General features: G+C 46.7%; 12 protein-coding genes. 4 read left to right on the forward strand and 8 right to left on the reverse strand.

Going from position 1 to position 13,269, the window contains the following annotated elements; translation table 11 throughout:
• Positions 1 to 9: 9 nt before the first annotated feature.
• From M3P05_RS10840 to uxaC, 5 genes are all read right to left on the reverse strand, one after another.
• Complete coding sequence (locus tag M3P05_RS10840; RefSeq protein ID WP_249699626.1) at positions 10 to 636, reverse strand: bifunctional 4-hydroxy-2-oxoglutarate aldolase/2-dehydro-3-deoxy-phosphogluconate aldolase; 627 nt, start codon at positions 634 to 636, stop codon at positions 10 to 12.
• Positions 636 to 1,616: a sugar kinase gene (locus tag M3P05_RS10845; RefSeq protein WP_249699628.1), complete on the reverse strand. Its 981-nt coding sequence runs from the start codon at positions 1,614 to 1,616 to the stop codon at positions 636 to 638. The genes M3P05_RS10840 and M3P05_RS10845 overlap by 1 nt, the downstream gene beginning before the upstream one ends.
• Positions 1,613 to 2,839 (reverse strand): mannonate dehydratase, encoded by a 1,227-nt coding sequence (gene uxuA, locus M3P05_RS10850; RefSeq protein ID WP_249699717.1) that lies wholly within the window; start codon positions 2,837 to 2,839, stop codon positions 1,613 to 1,615. Before uxuA ends, M3P05_RS10845 begins: the two co-directional genes overlap by 4 nt.
• A gap of 79 nt (positions 2,840 to 2,918) precedes the next feature.
• Positions 2,919 to 4,394, reverse strand: coding sequence for a mannitol dehydrogenase family protein (locus tag M3P05_RS10855; protein ID WP_249699630.1), 1,476 nt, complete (start codon positions 4,392 to 4,394; stop codon positions 2,919 to 2,921).
• A 67-nt stretch (positions 4,395 to 4,461) separates the two neighbouring features.
• Entirely contained in the window at positions 4,462 to 5,904 is a 1,443-nt protein-coding gene (gene uxaC, locus M3P05_RS10860; RefSeq protein ID WP_249699631.1) for a glucuronate isomerase, read from the reverse strand.
• A gap of 382 nt (positions 5,905 to 6,286) precedes the next feature.
• Between uxaC and M3P05_RS10865 the strand changes: the two genes are divergently transcribed.
• From M3P05_RS10865 to M3P05_RS10880, 4 genes are all read left to right on the forward strand, one after another.
• Entirely contained in the window at positions 6,287 to 6,808 is a 522-nt protein-coding gene (locus M3P05_RS10865; RefSeq protein ID WP_249699633.1) for a hypothetical protein, read from the forward strand.
• Between the two features lie 211 nt (positions 6,809 to 7,019).
• Positions 7,020 to 8,069 carry a Gfo/Idh/MocA family protein gene (locus M3P05_RS10870; RefSeq protein WP_249699635.1) on the forward strand — a complete coding sequence of 350 codons (1,050 nt, stop codon included), beginning with the start codon at positions 7,020 to 7,022 and terminating at the stop codon, positions 8,067 to 8,069.
• A 127-nt stretch (positions 8,070 to 8,196) separates the two neighbouring features.
• The gene (locus tag M3P05_RS10875; protein WP_332842010.1) at positions 8,197 to 9,060 is read left to right on the forward strand and encodes a mechanosensitive ion channel family protein; all 864 of its coding nucleotides are present in this window, start codon (positions 8,197 to 8,199) and stop codon (positions 9,058 to 9,060) included.
• Positions 9,061 to 9,255: 195 nt separating this feature from the next.
• Positions 9,256 to 10,503 carry a glycosyltransferase gene (locus tag M3P05_RS10880; protein WP_249699637.1) on the forward strand — a complete coding sequence of 416 codons (1,248 nt, stop codon included), beginning with the start codon at positions 9,256 to 9,258 and terminating at the stop codon, positions 10,501 to 10,503.
• Here the strand turns inward: M3P05_RS10880 and M3P05_RS10885 are convergent.
• The 3 genes from M3P05_RS10885 to M3P05_RS10895 are packed head-to-tail and all read right to left on the reverse strand — an operon-like array spanning position 10,430 to position 13,247.
• A complete protein-coding gene (locus M3P05_RS10885) occupies positions 10,430 to 11,731 on the reverse strand; it encodes a TRAP transporter large permease (protein WP_249699638.1) in 1,302 nt (433 codons plus the stop codon). The genes M3P05_RS10880 and M3P05_RS10885 overlap by 74 nt on opposite strands.
• The gene (locus M3P05_RS10890) at positions 11,731 to 12,222 is read right to left on the reverse strand and encodes a TRAP transporter small permease (RefSeq protein WP_249699640.1); all 492 of its coding nucleotides are present in this window, start codon (positions 12,220 to 12,222) and stop codon (positions 11,731 to 11,733) included. Before M3P05_RS10890 ends, M3P05_RS10885 begins: the two co-directional genes overlap by 1 nt.
• Positions 12,222 to 13,247: a TRAP transporter substrate-binding protein gene (locus M3P05_RS10895; RefSeq protein WP_249699642.1), complete on the reverse strand. Its 1,026-nt coding sequence runs from the start codon at positions 13,245 to 13,247 to the stop codon at positions 12,222 to 12,224. The genes M3P05_RS10890 and M3P05_RS10895 overlap by 1 nt, the downstream gene beginning before the upstream one ends.
• Positions 13,248 to 13,269 lie beyond the last annotated feature (22 nt).

Consider the following 13,269-nt stretch of genomic DNA (forward strand, 5'->3'; position numbering starts at 1 on the left):
AATACTTGGCTACAGGGATGATGCAGCTTTAGTCAGTTTGGTGACTGTTTCCCAGTCACCGGTGGCGACTGCATCTTTAGGGAGAATCCAGGAACCACCAACACAGGCAACATTTGGCAGACTCAGGTAACTTCTGACATTATCCTCATTGATTCCACCTGTCGGACAGAACTTGATATGTCCAAACGGGCCTGCCAGTGATTTTAACATAGCTACGCCACCGGACTGTTCGGCAGGGAAAAACTTTAACGTTTCAAACCCGTAAGACACTGCCTGCATCACTTCGCTGGCCGTTGCCACTCCCGGGATAAAAGGCAGGCCTGTTTCTTTGGCAACTTCAAAAAGTTCATCGGTAATTCCAGGTGTAACAATATAATCACCACCTGCATCAATAACCTGAAGAAATTGCTCGCGGTTAATAACTGTTCCTGCCCCGACAATACAATCAGGAAGTTCTTTCTTCAGTAATCGAATCGCATCAAGCGCACACTTGCTGCGAAGGGTGATTTCAAAAACAGTAATACCACCTTTTTTCAGGGCATGCCCCATGGGTACGGCCTGATCAAGGTGATCAATAACCATGACAGGAATAACAGGTTGCGCTTGTTTAATTATTAATTTGAGTTTGTTTTTCATTATTGTTGGAGATCCTGGATCACATTTTTTATTGCTTCCTGAGGCACGATAGCCCCTTTGTGCTGAATAACCTCTGCTGCCATGGCATGGCCAAAGCGGGCAGCTTCAATAGGGGGGTAGTTTCTTACTCTGGCTGCCAGGTAACCTCCGTTGAAGGAATCTCCGGCAGCAGTCGTATCAAGAACAGTTTTTACTTTTTTGGCTGGAATCAGCTTTCGCTCATCCCGAAATTCGACAATACACCCTTCAGCTCCACTCTTAACCACAACTTCTGGAATGCCTTGAAGACGTTGCAAAGTTTCTTCCGGAGTTCTGTCACCAAAAAGTGCCTGCTCATCATCAAATGTCACCAGGGCGAGGCTGGTTAAATCAAGAACCTGATTGACTGTTTCCAGGGCTTCGCTGGTACTGTTCCACAGCCTGGGGCGGTAGTTATTATCGAAGATAATGGAGGTGCCATTTTCCTGCGCTTTTTGCAGCAACGCTATCAGTCTGATTCTGCTTTGTGGATCAAGAATCGCCAGCGATATACCGGAAAGGTAAATATGGGAGAAATCATGAGTCAGGCTTTTCAGCTGCAGATCACTCAGACCTTCATGATTTCTATGATCTCCATTACTGACATTATCCCCAAACAATTTACGGGCGGCAGAATCATTGCGCCAATAGAAAAAACTACGTTCACCGCTTTTATCAAGTTGAATCGAATAAAGGCCGGGGAGCTTGTCTTTGATATGAGCGATATGGTCACACTCAATACCTTCTTTACTCCAGCTGAACATCATCTGTTCACTGAGAGGGTCTTCTCCCAGGGCGGTAATGAAACTGACTCTGCACCGGGTTCCTTTTAAACCTCTTGCCAGATAAACCGCCGTATTCAGTGTGTCGCCGGCGAAAGATTTCTGATAGGTGCTATGCCCGATATCAGAAAGTTCAACCATGCATTCACCAATAACGGCAATTCGAGTGGCTCGGTTCATGCCTGCTGTTCCTTTTCAGCAAGATCGAGTTGGGCATTGATGGCAGTCATCATGCCGCGCAGCTCTGCAAGGCCGCGCATCCGACCAATGCAGGAATAGCCAGGATTGGTCTTTTTATTCAAATCATCCAGCATCTGGTGACCATGATCAGGGCGAACCGGCATACGCAGGTCATTGCGCCCTTCATGGATGCGAGTTCGCTGTTCTTCCAGCAGGGCGCGGATAACGTTGTACATATCCACATCACCATCAAGGTGATCGGCTTCGTGAAAACTCCAGCCATCGGATTCAAACTTGGTACTGCGTAGGTGCACAAAATGAATACGGGAACCCAGGCGCTTCACCATTCCGGGCAGATCAATATCCTGCTGTGCACCTAAAGAACCGGTACAGAACGTGATGCCATTGGATGGGCTGTTAACCTCTTCGGTTATACGGCGGTAGTCGCTCTCAGTGCTGGCTATACGGGGCAGCCCGAGAATCGGTCGGGGCGGGTCATCCGGATGGATTGCCATCTTTACACCGAATTCTTCTGCAACCGGTACCACAGCCCCAAGGAATTGAATCAGGTTTGAATGCAGAGTTTCAGCGTCAATATCTGAATAGCTGTCGAGAGCTTCCTGAAGCTGTTGCAGGGTATAACCCTCTTCTGCGCCGGGCAGGCCGGCAATAATATTTTTAATAAGAGTTGTTTTATTTTCGTGGCTCATCACCTCAAAGTAATGGCGGGCTTTTTCCTGAGTTGGTAAGTCATACTCGGCCTCTGCTCCAGGGCGTTGCAGCAGGTGAATATCAAAGGTCGCAAAGGCTGTATGGTCATAACGCAGGGCTCGGGAGCCATCATGAAACTCCCATGCCAGATCAGTTCTGGTCCAGTCCAGTACCGGCATAAAGTTGTAGCAGACGGTGTCTATACCGCAGGAAGCAAGGTTACGGATGGTTTGCTGATAGTTGGCGATATGGCGCTCAAAATCACCGCAGCGTTTTTTAATATCTTCTGTGACCGGGACGCTTTCCACAACAGACCAGGTCAGGCCGCTGCGACGGTTGCGAACAGAATCCCATTCGATCATCTGCTTTCGTTTCTGAATATCTTCAACAGGCCAGACTTCACCATTTGGAATATGGTGCAGGGCATTAACAATGCCGGTTGCTCCGGTTTGCAGTATGTCCTGCAGAGTGACGGGGTCATTGGGTCCATACCAGCGCCAGGTTTGTTCCATAGCGTTCACACTCACTCATAAAATCTGATCTGTTATTGTTATGGCCAGCTCAAATTAAGAGAGCTGGCCTGTTGTCGGACTATTCAGTCAGACTTGCAACTGCACCTTGCGCTCCCTTCTCTGCCAGCAGCTGGCTTGCATCCAGAACGCTTTTCACAAAATGTTCGTTCTGGGGCAGGTCTTCTCCAAAGATGGAGTTCACAGAAAGGAATGTTTTTACACGCAATTCCAGACTGTCCTTATGGATATCTGCAACCAGTTTCAGCTCTGCGGCCATGGGATCACGGATATCGATCGGGTTGCCGTGTTCATCAACAGCACTGACATATTTCATCCAGCCTGCCACTGCTAAAGCAAGCGGTGTGAAGCAGCCGCCATTCTCCAAATGCCAACGAATAGTGTTAAGCCAGCGCTGGGGGATTTTCTGAGAACCATCCATCGCAATCTGCCAGGTTCTGTGAGCCAGTCCGGGATTGCAGAAACGGTCAATCAACTGTTGTGCATAGCCCTGCAGGTCAGTTCCTTCCTGCATACTCAGAGTCGGTATGACAACCTCAAGCATCAACTTCCGCACTGCAGCATAGTAGTAGCTGTCTGACATTGCTTCGCTGATTGTCGGGTAACCACCCAGATAGCCAAGATAGGCCAGGAAAGAGTGACTGCCATTCAGCATGCGCAGCTTCATCTCTTCATAAGGGCGAACATCTGCCACAAAAATCACACCGGGTACATCATCCCAGTCCGGGCGGCCCATCACGAAGTTATCTTCAATAACCCACTGGCGGAACGCTTCACAGACGATGGCACCGTTATCTCCCTCACCAATTTCTTCAGCGACAGCTGCCAGACTTTCTGGCGTTGCTGCAGGAACAATCCGGTCAACCATGGTGCATGGGAATGTGCACTGGTCGCCAATCCAGCGGGCTAGATCCTGATCAATAAGAGAGGCAAACTGGAGCACAGCATTACGGGTGCGTTTACCGTTGTCAGGCATATTGTCACAGCTAAGAACTGTAAACGGACAAATACCCGCCGCTCGACGTTTAGCCAGGGCAGCCACAATAATGCCAATGGCTGATTTAGGATGTTCAGGGTTTTGAAGGTCGTGCTCAATCAGAGGGTTATCTAGCAGTAGCTTACCGTTGGCAAGGTTGGTGCAATAACCCTTCTCGGTCACAGTCAGAGAAACGATCCGGGTTGATTCCTGGCTCATCAGATCAATCAGAGGGCGACGATCTTCGGCAGCATACATAGAATCAATAATTGAGCTGATAAGCTTGTGGTTACGCTTACCTTTGCAATCGGTTTCTGTGATTGTGAACAGGTTGTCCTGAGCTTTCAGGCTTTCGACCAGCTTTTGTCCACCAACGATATTGGCAGATATGATTCCCCAGTTGCGCTGGCCGGAGATAGCCATAAATTCATCAGTTAAGACTGCCTGATGAGCACGATGAAAAGCACCCAGCCCCAGATGGACAATGCCTGGAGTAATCTGGTCTCTTTTTTTCAGCCGGTGGCTGACATTCACGAAATGGGCTGTTTTTGTATTTAGCATGACAATCTCAATCCATTAAGTACCGTCCCTGATAGAGGCGAGCTTTATGGATGCTCGCCGGTGAAGCTCAAAGCCGGTACGCCTGTTTCGGCAGGCTGTAGGTCAGATCTTTTGCTATCTCCAGGGCTTCAGTCATGGAGAGCAGATGTTCGCAGACGTAGTGTGCCAAAAAGTTTGAGTCGACACGCCGCGCTACATCATGGCGAGCAGGAATAGATAAAAAAGCTCTTGTATCGTCGTTAAAACCGACGGTGTTATAGAAACCGGCGGCTTCGGTAACCTGACGGCGATACCGCATCATTCCCTCGGGAGAGTCGTGGAACCACCATGCGGGGCCGATTTTCAGCGCCGGATAATGCCCGGCTAATGGTGCAATTTCCCGGCTGTAAGTGGTTTCATCCATATTGAATGCGATAATGGTCAGGTTGGGGTTGTTACCCACTTCGCAGAGCAGTGGTCGGAAGCCATTGACGAAATTGACTTGCGTTGGGATGTCGCAGCCCTTGTCTGAACCGAACTTGTTATACACTTCGGTGTTGTGATTCCTTAGGCAGCCGACGTGTATTTGCATAACAAGACCGTCGTCACAACTCATGCGAGCATTCTCGATCAGCATATGTCCACGAAACAGTTCCGCTTCTTCGGGCGAGCATGCTCCGGCAATTGCTTTGGTCAGAAGCTCCTGACACTTCTCTTTTGAGAGAATGGTTGTGAATGCTGTTGGGAAACCATGGTCAGTCGCAGTTGCGCCGGTCTCCTTGAAGAAAGCCCGGCGTTTGCGAATAGCTTCCAGATAGCTGTCCCAGCTGGAAACATCTTCTCCAGTCTGCTCAGCAAGAATGCCCATATGCTTCTGGAAACAAGGATGCTCAGGATTTGTAATATCGTCGGGGCGGAAAGTGGTCAGCACCCGGCCATCCCAACCGGAAGTATTGATCTTCTTATGAGACTCAAGAGTTTCAACAGCAAACTCTGTTGTAGCCAGAGCTTCGATATTGAATGACTTGAAAAGGCTTCTTGGCAGAAACTCTTCGGTACCAAGCTTGGCATCTATATAGTCATAGATCCGGTCAGCAGTGTTTTCATTTAAAGGTTCATCCACACCCAGAACTTCAGTTAACGCGTGAGCCATCCAGATTTTGGAGGGGGTGCCGCGATATAGGTGAAAGTTTTTGGCAAACAGCTTCCAGATCTTGCGTGGGTTCTGTTCGACCTCAATACCTTCTTTTGCCGGAACCCCTACTGCTTCCATAGGAACGCCCTGGCTGTAGAGCATCCGGAAAACATAATGATCAGGCTTGATCAGAAAATCAGCCGGGTTATCAAAGCGTTTGTTATCTGCATACCAGCGCGGGTCTGTATGACCATGGGGACTGATAATTGGCAGATCTTTGATGCAGGTATAGATATCCCGTGCTACTGCTCTGATGCTTGGATCAGCAGAAAAAAGACGATCAGGATGCAGTCGGTGATCACTGATTTGATTATCGGAAAAATATTGTCCGTTCATTGCAATACCTTCTTAATTCGAGCAGTCATCGAAAGATAGAGTTAACCCGCCGGGGTAGTTACCTTAGCGGAGAACTGCACCCTGCAAAAAAATTTTGTTGCTGCGAGCATCAACAAAGAAATTAGGATTTGTTATGCGCTCTTCCTTATTCGTTAGTCATTTCTGAATTGCCATTTATTTATCATCTGGATGAGTCATTATGGAATCTATTTAATAGGGACTCGTGAGAAGTTAAAAGCTTATTAATGTCTTGGCGTAATAATAAAATCTCAACAGGACATTTCTTTCTGTGGGTTTATATGGGTGCTGGGCTTTCTGAAAAATAGAAAACGATTTTTTGGTGAGTGTATGAAGGATAGTCTTATGAGTTAAAGGTAAATGTATGTATGTTAGATTTAATGATGGAAATAAAATCAATACTTCAACTGCAATAAGTTTTGGTGAGCATTGTTTAGAAGATAATCGCTCCTGTTTAAGTAGGATCAGGTCTGGTTATTTTTGTGAAAAATGTTGCATTGTTAAAAATATTAGCGAAAGAATTTGTCGAACTATCAAATCGAATGCTAAATTTGTCTGTAGATTTGTCGATAGGCGGCTGAAGGCTATTGGGGAATATAATGAAGCAGGTGCACGTCAGCTTAAAAGCCTGCCGCATTACAAGTATTGTATTCGTCCATTGTATAAAGCACTTTCTTTAAGAGTTGGTCGGCCTATTGCCACGGTTTGTACATTTCTGGCTGCAGATATCCTGTTTCACGGACTTCCGAGCAAATTAATTTATTACTTAAATCATGGGAGGATAAGCCTTAATGCACTGGATTTCATTACATTACCGATCTGGGGGCCAGTAGGGTTTACAGTAGCCTATGCCAAGTATATGAGAACTCGAAATATGACTTCTTAGGCTGTTCATTACTGTAATACGATCAATTTTACCAACAGTCAGCGGATTGAATGCCCATTACCACCTCTCATGCAGATTGACAGCGGATCTGCTTTGGCCTGATCGGACGACCTGGAAAGCCTGTTGGATTGAATCAATTTTATAAAGTTGTGTCACTTTATAGCTCGTATTAGCCTAAATTAAGTTTTTCTGCTCACTCAGGGGAGGCGTTATGAACTATGGTTTTGGCATCCTGGGTACTGGGACTGTTGCATCCTTTCATGCCCGTGCCATCGAAACTCTTTCCGGTGGGAATTTTATCGGGGTCTACAGTCGAACACCTGAAAAGACAGAAGAGTTTTCAAAAAGGCACCATGGAAAAGCTTACTCATCTTATGCTGAGATGCTGGCAAATCCGGCAGTGCACGTTATCACTATCTGCACCCCATCAGCTCTTCACGGAGAGCATGCTATACGGGCCATTGAGGCTGGCAAGCATGTTCTGATCGAAAAACCCATGGAAGTTACAGTTGCCGGATGTGACAGAATCATTGCTGCGGCTAAAAAGTATAATGTTGTTGTAGCCAGTATTTTTCAAAACCGGTTTATACGTGGAGCCCAACTCATAAAAGATGCCCTGGATCAGGAGCGGTTTGGGCGGCTGGTTTTCGGTGATGCCTACGTGAAGTGGTTTCGCAGTAAGGACTATTATGCCGACCGTCAGGCAAGCGGCACCCTTGCTCTGGATGGTGGTGGTGCACTTATGAACCAGGCTATTCATGCTGTTGATATGCTGCAGTGGTTTATGGGGCCGGTGCAGTCTGTTTTTGCCTATGCCGATACCCTTGGCCACGATAACCTCAAGGTGGAAGACACATCTGTCGCTGTTCTGCGTTTTGCAAATGGAGCGATGGGAACAATCGAAGCTTCCACCAGTGTTTACCCAGGATTCTTCAAGACGCTGGAAATTTCCGGAACCAGAGGTGCAGCCACTCTGGAAGAGGAAAGCCTGGTGAACTGGGCTTTCAAGGAAGAAACTATCGATGATGACATTATCAGGGAGGAGTTTCAGGAGCTGGGTGAAAGCGGGGGTGGAGTTTCTGATCCGGCAGCAATTGATAATCAACTTCACACTGCACAATTTCAGAACTTTATTGATCACCTTAATGGGGAAGATGATCTTGCAATTGATGCCAAAGAAGGACGAAAGGCGGTTGAAATTGTTGAAGCCATCTATTTCAGTGTGAAGACTGGGCACTCTGTTTCTATTAATCCTTCATAGATAAGGAATAAACAAAGACTACAAAAAACGTTTCTAAAAAAATGCAGTGGTTTCACATTGTGTTTTTTGTGCTTAATCTTCAAAACTGTATCAATTACTATATCTCCGCCAATAACAAGAAGTATAAATGGGGGAAGTTATGCAGGATCTCATTAATTCCTATTTCAGTAATGGTCGCTGGCTGGATAGTGCAGCCGGTTTTACCATTAATCTAGTAACAGCCATTATTATTTTTGTAGTCGGTAGATGGCTGGCATCAAAAGTTGTCGCCGGAATAGACAAGGTTATGGCCCGTCGTAATATGGACGAGGTTCTTCGCCAGTTTGTTAAAAATGTTCTGGGAGTATTGCTGACATTTGTTGTTTTACTGATTGCTCTTGAGCGACTGGGTGTTGATACAACATCTCTGCTGGCCCTTCTTGGTGCAGCTGGTCTGGCAGTGGGTTTGGCTCTGAAAGATTCTCTATCGAACTTTGCCGCTGGTGTCATGCTTCTCCTGTTCAAGCCATTCCGGGCAGGAGATTTTGTAGAAGCTGGTGGCAGTACTGGTATTGTTGAGAAAATCGGCATGTTTACAACCCAGATGCGTACACCGGATAACTGTGAAATTAATGTGCCAAATGCCAATATCTACAGCGATACCATCGTGAACTATTCAGCCAAACCAACACGCCGCATAGACTTGGTCATCGGTATTGGTTATGGCGATGATCTGAAGAAAGCACGGGATGTTTTGCAGCGTCTTGTTGATGCCGATTCCCGTATTCTTAAAGATCCTGAGGCTGTTATTGCCGTATCTGAACTGGCTGATTCAAGTGTGAACTTTGTTGTTCGTCCATGGGTAAAAACTGCAGATTACTGGGACGTTCGCTGGAGCCTGACTGAGCAGATTAAACAGACCTTTGATAAAGAAGGAATCAGCATTCCTTATCCTCAACAGGATGTGCATATGCATCAGGTTGAAGCCACCTATCAAGCAGATGCTGCGTAATCTCGCCCCTGCATATTCTCCCGATTATCACCTTGATTTTCGGGAGAAATCTTTTTTTGTTTTTCCGGATACTGGCCTAGCCTTGAGCGGTTTGGTAATAAAGTGGAACCTGTTGATTTGAGAAATTCGGATTAGGTTATAAATTCAAATCAGTTATAGAATGTTGGCAAGAAGAATAATGGCCACCATGTGTTTATGAAGCATATTTTACTGGCATGGGAGCTGGGCGGTGGATTTGGTCACCTTGACCGTATGAAAACCCTGGCTGCCTGTTTGCTTAACGATGGATACCAGGTAACAGTTGCTACCTGCGATTTAATTCGCACACAGAATTATTTTTCCAGTCTTCCTGTTCATTGTATTCAGTCTCCCCTTTGTAATATTTCCTTTCCTCATCTGGCTCAAACACCTGCTTATGTTCATATTCTTTATAATGCAGGCTATGGGGATTCGGGTACTCTTCAGTTCCTGATCTCGGGATGGAAACAGCTTTTCAACGATATTCATCCTGATATTTTGATTGCAGATCATGCTCCCACCGCATTGCTGGTTGCCAGGGATTTCAATATTCCAAGAATTAATTTCGGTGATGGTTTTACCTGCCCACCGCCCTCAAAACCTCTGCCATTTCTGTCACAAACAGCCGACCGTGAACAAGTGGGTGTTGATGAAGAGCTGGTGTTGCAGTACTGCAATCGTGCCCTTTATCAGGAGGGGCTATCACCCCTGTCGTTTTTGGGAGAACTTTACCAGGTTGATGAGACATTTTTGTTAACAGTCCCCGAGCTTGATCACTTGGGAAAACGTTACCAGGTTCACTATTGCGGTGGCCTCCCTGCCGAGAAAAAAGGGTGTATGCCAATCTGGCCTGTCGCGTATGGGAGGCCAAGAGTATTTGTCTATTTGCAACAGTTTGATGAACTTGGTCTGGTTCTCGATTTATTGGCTAGATCCAGCATTGAAGCCCTTGTTTATATTGAGGGTCTCCCCCCCAGCCTGCAGTGCGCCTATCAGTATTATGAGCACCTGCGATTTTCAGACCAGCCGGTGAACGTTCATAGTGTTCTGATGGATGCTGATTTGGTGATCAGCCATGGAGGTCATCAAATGATGCTGCAAACCGCTACAGCGGGTATTCCTCAGCTCCATATACCGGTGACTCTTGAGCAACAGCTTTTGGCTTTCAGGTGCAGTCTTAGTGGGGCATCTCTTTATGGATTTGCTGATCAAATAGAAGCTGTTCTTGCAGAGTGTCTTGCCAGCCTGACAGAAAAGAGGGCCAATGCTGATAGTTTTTCAAACAGGGTTTCTGTTTATGGAAGTAATCCTCTCGGCAGGTGCCTGGCTTTGGTGAATTACTATGCCCATATCAGGCCAGCCCAAAAAGCCTTGGAAGAAACAGAGATATGGCCGGAATATACGTCACCAACAGAAGGGTTATAAAAAGCAGAGCATAAATGGGCAGCATTGGGCGCAGAATATCCTGAATCTTAATATCGGCGACAGAGCAGCCCACAAACAGAGCACTACCTACTGGCGGGGTGATCAGTCCAATACACAGGTTAAAAATCATCACAATGCCAAAGTGCAAAGGGCTGATGCCAAGCTCGGTGACAACCGGTAAAAAAACAGGAGTAAAGATCAGAACGGCCGGTGTCATATCCATAAATACGCCAACAACCAGCAATACCAGGTTAATAATCAACATAACAACAACAGGATTGCTTGATAGAGAAAGCAGGCCTTCATTGACCAGATAGATCAGATCGGCATTGATCATCACCCAGGACATACCGGCAGAGACAGCAATCAGCAGAAGAACAATTGATGAGGTAACAGCAGCTTCCAGGAAAACCTGAGGCAGTTCTCTGAACTTGATATCTCGATAAATCAAAACGGATAAGGTAAAAGCATACGCCACTGCGATAGCTGAAGCTTCTGTTGCAGTAAATATTCCTCCGATAATTCCACCCATAACAATCACAATCAGAAACAGGCTGGGAAGTGCATCAATCAATGCCTTTGCTGCCATCATCAGAGTGGGTCTTTGCGCTTTTGGATACTGTTTTCGTACTGCTATCAAGGCAGCAATCAACATAACTGACAGGCCCATTAACAGGCCGGGCAGGTATCCCGCCAGAAACAGGGCTGCCACAGATACACCGCCACTGCTCAAAGCATAAATAATCATGACATTACTGGGTGGAATCAGCAGCCCGGTAGGGCAGGAGGCGGCATTGATAGCGGCAGAAAAATTTGGGTCATACCCCGCTTTTCGCTGTTCAGGAGTCATGGCACTGCCGACAGCAGCTGCAGATGCAACGGCTGAACCGGAGATTGAGCCAAACATCATATTGGCAATCACATTCACATGTGCAAGTGAACCTGGAAGACGTCCGGCAAGAACCTGGGACAGGTTGATTAAGCGCAGGGCGATTCCCCCCCGGTTCATTAAAACCCCGGCAAGGATAAAGAAAGGAATGGCCAGAAGGGCGAAGCTACTTAATCCACTTTGCAGTTTCTGGGCGATAACCATGACCGATGTATCAAATGGCAAAGCAAGAAGAAGGCTGCTGAGTGATGAAATGCCTATAGCAAAAGATATGGGAACACCGAGAAACAGCAGGATAAAGAAACAAATAAACAGAACCAATAATGTGGAAGCTGCCATCAGTTCTTCTCTCCTGTCTGAGAAAATATTAAATCACAGCAGGTCAACAGGCTGTACAGAAGAAGAAACAACCCAGACAGGGGGATAACGCAGTACAGGCAGCCAACATAGACCCCGGTTGCAGGTGATATCTGCCCCATATTCAATGCACTGGCTGCGAACCATCCGCCCCCAGCAATCATTACAGTCAGGGCAAAGGCTGCAATCATCAACTGACAAAAGATATCAACAGCCAGGCGGAAGCTCCTGGGAAGCTTTTCGATCAGAATATCTATAACAAGATGCCGGTGTTGTCCCGCCGTATATGCCCCTCCAAGAAGGGCAATGCACACCATAAGAAAGCAGGCTATTTCATCGGTAGCTGTACTTGGGTTACTCAATATAAAGCGGCTGAAAACCTGCCATAAAACAATAAGAACCAGTGAGGCCATACAGGCAATAATCATCAGGGAAAGCGACTTATCAAGTAATTGTCGTATTGCTGTTGTCATCAACTGTTTCCTTTGGCAGCCAGAATAAGTTCGAGAAGTTCCTTGTGTTCTTTGTTTTCCTGAAACTGTTCATACAGGGGAGTTACTGCGTCACGAAATGCTCTTCGGTCAACAGGAATAATCTCGGCACCTGACTGGGTTGCTATGTTTCGGGAGGTGCTGGTCAACTCTTGCCACTGTTTTCTCTGAAACGACTCTGAACGGGCAACTGCCTCCTGCAGCCACTGCCTTTGCTGTTCATTAAGCTGATCCCAGACCCGGGTTGATATCACCAGAAAATCAGGCTGGGACAGATGGCGTGTCTCTGAAAAGAAACGGGTGACTTCAAAATGACGGGTATTCACCCAGGAAGCTTCGTTATTTTCTGCAGCATCAACAACTCCCTGTTGCAGTGCCGTATAAACCTCACCAAAAGGCATAGGGGTGGGTGCGCCGCCCATCAGTCTGATCATTTTTAAACTGATGGGGCTGACCTGTACCCGGATTTTCATACCCTTTAAATCATCCGGAGTTTTCACAGGCTTTCTGGCGTAAAAGCTGCGGTAGCCTGCAACATAGGATGCGATACAGAAGAAGCCTCGGTCACGGGTTTTATTCATGATCCTTTGACCAACCACCCCCTTTAAAACGGCATCAAAATGTACTTCATCCTGAAACAGAAAAGGAAGATTGAACAGGGAATAGGCACTTTCAAAAGGTTCCAGATCGCTGCTTGTTCCCTTTGACAGATCAAGGGCTCCGATCTGCAGCATCTGTAAGGTATCAATTGCGTCGCCCATCTGACTGGAGGGATAGAGCCGCAGTATTAACTGCCCGTTTGATACGTCCTGTAATTGATCAGCCAGATAGACAAATGCCAGATGCACAGAATGGGTCAGGGGAAGGTTATGAGCAAGTTTCAATACCTTAGGCTTAGGTTGACTCGATAGCTCGGAATTAGCGACTCCTGCCATCAGCAGACAAAGCATTGCTGTAGTTATCTGCAAAGCAATATGTCTCAGCATTCCCAGCACGTCTGGCTGCATTGGTCGTTCCCATATGCTTTGT

Source organism: Parendozoicomonas callyspongiae (assembly GCF_023502345.1).
Lineage (GTDB): Bacteria > Pseudomonadota > Gammaproteobacteria > Pseudomonadales > Endozoicomonadaceae > Sansalvadorimonas > Sansalvadorimonas callyspongiae.

Excerpts from the sequence above, each read along its gene's own strand:
- M3P05_RS10840 (WP_249699626.1), bottom strand. The coding sequence starts at position 636 with ATGAAAAACAAACTCAAATTAATAATTAAACAAGCGCAACCTGTTATT.
- uxuA (WP_249699717.1), bottom strand. The coding sequence starts at position 2,839 with ATGGAACAAACCTGGCGCTGGTATGGACCCAATGACCCCGTCACTCTG.
- M3P05_RS10890 (WP_249699640.1), bottom strand. The coding sequence starts at position 12,222 with ATGACAACAGCAATACGACAATTACTTGATAAGTCGCTTTCCCTGATG.
- M3P05_RS10870 (WP_249699635.1), top strand. The coding sequence starts at position 7,020 with ATGAACTATGGTTTTGGCATCCTGGGTACTGGGACTGTTGCATCCTTT.
- M3P05_RS10855 (WP_249699630.1), bottom strand. The coding sequence starts at position 4,394 with ATGCTAAATACAAAAACAGCCCATTTCGTGAATGTCAGCCACCGGCTG.
- M3P05_RS10845 (WP_249699628.1), bottom strand. The coding sequence starts at position 1,616 with ATGAACCGAGCCACTCGAATTGCCGTTATTGGTGAATGCATGGTTGAA.
- M3P05_RS10895 (WP_249699642.1), bottom strand. The coding sequence starts at position 13,247 with ATGCAGCCAGACGTGCTGGGAATGCTGAGACATATTGCTTTGCAGATA.
- M3P05_RS10875 (WP_332842010.1), top strand. The coding sequence starts at position 8,197 with ATGGGGGAAGTTATGCAGGATCTCATTAATTCCTATTTCAGTAATGGT.
- M3P05_RS10885 (WP_249699638.1), bottom strand. The coding sequence starts at position 11,731 with ATGGCAGCTTCCACATTATTGGTTCTGTTTATTTGTTTCTTTATCCTG.
- M3P05_RS10865 (WP_249699633.1), top strand. The coding sequence starts at position 6,287 with ATGTATGTTAGATTTAATGATGGAAATAAAATCAATACTTCAACTGCA.
- M3P05_RS10880 (WP_249699637.1), top strand. The coding sequence starts at position 9,256 with ATGAAGCATATTTTACTGGCATGGGAGCTGGGCGGTGGATTTGGTCAC.
- uxaC (WP_249699631.1), bottom strand. The coding sequence starts at position 5,904 with ATGAACGGACAATATTTTTCCGATAATCAAATCAGTGATCACCGACTG.